4 protein-coding genes are annotated in these 3,694 nt (G+C 61.2%); 3 read left to right on the top strand and 1 reads right to left on the bottom strand.

The genetic code is table 11. The annotated features are described in order from the left end of the window. The coding region (locus tag HX846_RS05745) for an FAD-dependent monooxygenase (RefSeq protein ID WP_178965104.1) at nt 1-145 on the bottom strand (145 nt) is incomplete at its 3' end. Nucleotides 146-340: 195 nt separating this feature from the next. On the opposite strand from HX846_RS05745, the gene HX846_RS05740 reads away from it, so the two are divergent. The 3 genes from HX846_RS05740 to HX846_RS05730 all read left to right on the top strand — a co-directional run. Next, nucleotides 341-1,180 (top strand): helix-turn-helix transcriptional regulator, encoded by an 840-nt coding sequence (locus tag HX846_RS05740; RefSeq protein WP_087692457.1) that lies wholly within the window; start codon nt 341-343, stop codon nt 1,178-1,180. A gap of 46 nt (nt 1,181-1,226) precedes the next feature. Continuing rightward, complete coding sequence (locus HX846_RS05735; RefSeq protein WP_087692428.1) at nt 1,227-2,609, top strand: aspartate aminotransferase family protein; 1,383 nt, start codon at nt 1,227-1,229, stop codon at nt 2,607-2,609. Nucleotides 2,610-2,728: 119 nt separating this feature from the next. After that, nucleotides 2,729-3,694, top strand: a 966-nt coding sequence (locus tag HX846_RS05730; RefSeq protein ID WP_178965103.1) for an APC family permease, incomplete at its 3' end; no start/stop codon positions are given.

The raw sequence follows: 3,694 nt of genomic DNA, 5'->3' as shown, positions 1-3,694 counted from the left end.
GGCCGGTGCGCCAGCGCTCGGCGATACGGCTGCGCTCCAGCACCAGGTGCGGCACGCCTTGCTTGCTCAGGTGCTCGCTCATGGCGACGCCAGCCTGACCGGCTCCCACCACCAGCGTGTCTGTTTTTGTTATTGCTTGAGTCATGTGTCTGTCCTTGCGTAATGCAGTTGGATTCAGCTTGGGCATGGCTTCAAGGCTAGGGGGAGGGCGGTTTTTAATAAAATATTATTAAGCTGGGAAGTGAGCATAAATATCGGATGCAGGCTCACCCTATCGGGTGATTTCGAGGATGGAGCGGGTGTGCAACCATCCTTGCAGTTCTTTCAGCGAGTGTTTGAAGTGGAAAACGACCGGCTTTCTTCTGCGCAATGGTTCGAACAGATGGCCCGGGTGACCGATAGCATCGGGCAATCGGGGTTCGCAGCGACCTTGTTCGAGGCTCTCGGTTATCTCCAGCCGATCCAGGCCACCACGCTGTATTTCTACCCGCGCGGCGGCATGCCCAGTGCGCTGTTCGAGCTGGACGGGCCATGGTTGCCACAAGGCAATGTGCGCCAGTACCTGTCGGGGTTTTATCTGCTCGACCCGTTTTACGGGGCCTGTGTGGAGGGCGTCCGCTCCGGGTGTTACGAGCTGGCCGAGGTCGCCCCCGATCACTTCGAGCTCAGCGAATACTTCCAGTCGTTTTACCGCCACTCGCATCTGGAGGATGAGCTGAACTACATCCTGCAGTCGAGCAACGGCTCGAGCCTGGCGGTGTCGCTGGCCTTTACGCAAAAGCTCGACGCCACCATCACCGGCCAATTCAAACGCATCGCGCCGTGGGTGCTGGCGGTGCTGGGCAAGCATTTCGTTGGCCTGGATGCCCAGGGGGCGCGATTCGAAAACCTGCTGGAGCAGCGCATTCACTCGGCGCTGAACAACTTCGGCTCGTCGATATTGACCGAGCGGGAATGCCGGATAGCCCAACTGATCCTGCGCGGGCATTCCACCCGTTCGCTGGCCGAACGCCTCGACGTCTCGGAAGACACCATCAAGTCCCACCGCAAACACATCTACACCAAGCTCGATATCGGCGCGCAATCGGAACTGTTTGCCCTGTTTATCGATTCGCTGGCCGAAGCCCAGGGAGTGCTGAGCAAAGATCCCCTCGAAAGCTACATGAGCAAGCACCGCTGAGCGGCGTTGCTCGCCCTTGCGTCATTACTAATAAGAGAGAAATACCATGAACGTACCCGCCCAACTGAACCGCCTGACCGAGGACTACCAGAAGTCGGATGCGGCCCACCACATCCATGCATTTGTCGATCAAAAAGCGCTGAATGCCGAAGGCCCGCGGGTGATGGTGCGCGGTGAGGGCCTTTACCTTTGGGACAGCGAAGGCAAGCGTTACCTGGACGGCATGTCGGGCCTGTGGTGCACCCAGCTGGGTTACGGTCGCAGGGACTTGACCGCTGCCGCTGCCGCCCAGATGGACCAGTTGGCGTACTACAACATGTTCTTCCACACCACCCACCCGGCGGTGATCGAGCTGTCGGAGTTGCTCTTCAGCCTGTTGCCGGGCCACTACAGTCACGTGATCTACACCAACTCCGGCTCCGAGGCCAACGAAGTACTGATCCGTACCGTGCGCCGTTACTGGCAAGTGGTCGGCCAGCCGCAGAAAAAAATCATGATCGGGCGCTGGAATGGTTATCACGGCTCCACGCTGGCGGCGTCTGCCCTGGGCGGCATGAAGTTCATGCACGAGATGGGCGGCCTGATTCCCGACGTGGCACACATTGACGAACCCTACTGGTACGCCCATGGCGGCGAGCTGACGCCTGCCGAGTTCGGCCGCCGCTGCGCCTTGCAGCTGGAAGAGAAAATCCTCGAGCTGGGCGCTGAAAACGTCGCCGGGTTTATCGCCGAGCCGTTCCAGGGCGCGGGCGGCATGATCTTCCCGCCGGAAAGCTACTGGCCCGAGATCCAGCGCATTTGCCGGCAATACGATGTGCTGCTGTGTGCCGATGAGGTGATTGGTGGCTTTGGCCGTACCGGCGAATGGTTCGCCCATCAACACTTCGGTTTTGAGCCGGACACGCTGTCCATCGCCAAAGGCCTGACCTCCGGTTACCTGCCGATGGGTGGCCTGGTGCTGAGCAAGCGCGTGGCCGATGCGCTGGTGGAGCGCGGCGGCGTGTTTGCCCACGGGCTGACCTATTCCGGGCACCCGGTCGCGGCGGCGGTGGCGCTGGCCAACCTCAAGGCGCTGCGGGACGAAGGCATCGTGCGCCAGGTGAAGAACGACACCGGACCGTACCTGCAAAAAATCCTCCATGAAGTGTTTGGCAATCACCCGATGATCGGCGAGATCCAGGGCACGGGCTTGCTCGCGGCCTTGCAGTTCGCTGAAGACAAGAGCACCCGCAAGCGCTTCGAGAACGAAAACGACCTGGCCTGGCAGTGCCGCACGTTTGGTTTCGAAGAGGGCGTAATCATTCGCTCGACGCTGGGCCGCATGATCATGGCACCGGCACTGGTGGCCACGCGCACTGAGCTGGACGAGGTGGTTGAAAAGACCCGCATCGCCGTGGATCGCACCGCACGGATCGCGGGAAAACGCTGAAGTGACCAGCGCGCCACCCCAGGCGAGGGGTGGTGCGCAACCTCCATCAGGCAACGCTGAACGGCATCGATGCCATCGAATGCCGCGACGCCCTGCATCCCCATTTCCAGGAGTCACCCATGAATACAATAACAAACGTGACCGATACACCCGCTCATCAATCCTCACCCAAAGCCGCCTCGTCCCGCCGCTTCCGTCAGCCGCTGGGTCTTATCGGGCTGGTGTTGTTCGGCCTGGCGTACATGGTGCCGCTGGCGGTGTTTACCACCTACGGGCTGGTGACCCAAATGACCAAGGGCCACTTGCCGACCGCCTACATGCTGACTCTCGCCGCGATGCTGCTGACGGCCTACAGCTATGGGCGCATGGTCCAGGCGCATCCCTATTCGGGCTCGGTCTACTCCTACACCCGCAAGGCGTTTGGCGCCTACTTCGGCTTCATCGCCGGGTGGACCCTGTTGCTGGACTACATCTTCCTGCCGTTGCTCAGCTATTTGCTGATCGGCATCTACATGTCCGAGTATTTTCCCGGGGTGCCGACCGCCGTGTGGGTGCTCGGCTCGATTGCCCTGGTGACCACGCTGAACCTGGTGGGAATCGAGTCCATCACCCGGGTCAACTGGATACTCATCGTCGCCCAGTTGGTGTTCATCGTGGTGTTCGTGGCGTTGTCGGTGCACACCCTGAGCGAGCAGTCCGCACCCGTGTCGCTGCTGGCGCCATTCCACCATGAAGGCTTCAGCGCGCCGCTGATCATGGCGGGCGCCGCGGTGCTGTGCCTGTCGTTTCTTGGCTTCGATGCGGTGTCGACCATGGCCGAGGAAACCCCCAACCCACGCCGCACCATCCCGTTGGCGATCATGGTGGTGTCGCTGTTCGGCGGCCTGCTGTTCCTGCTGGTTTCGTATTTCGCGCAAATGGTGTTCCCGCAATGGAACAGCTTCGTCGACCCGGATGCCGCCTCGGTGGATGTGATGCGCCGGGTGGGCGGCGAACTGCTGGTGACCGCCTTTACCGCAACCTATGTCGCCGGTTGCTTCGCCTCGGCGATGGTCTCCCAGGCCAGTGTGTCGCGGGTGCTGTTC

The sequence above is a fragment of the Pseudomonas sp. K5002 genome (assembly GCF_013386655.1).
Taxonomy (GTDB): Bacteria; Pseudomonadota; Gammaproteobacteria; order Pseudomonadales; family Pseudomonadaceae; genus Aquipseudomonas.
This window is presented reverse-complemented; position numbering and strand designations above follow the sequence as displayed.

Excerpts from the sequence above, each read along its gene's own strand:
- HX846_RS05735 (WP_087692428.1), top strand. The coding sequence starts at position 1,227 with ATGAACGTACCCGCCCAACTGAACCGCCTGACCGAGGACTACCAGAAG.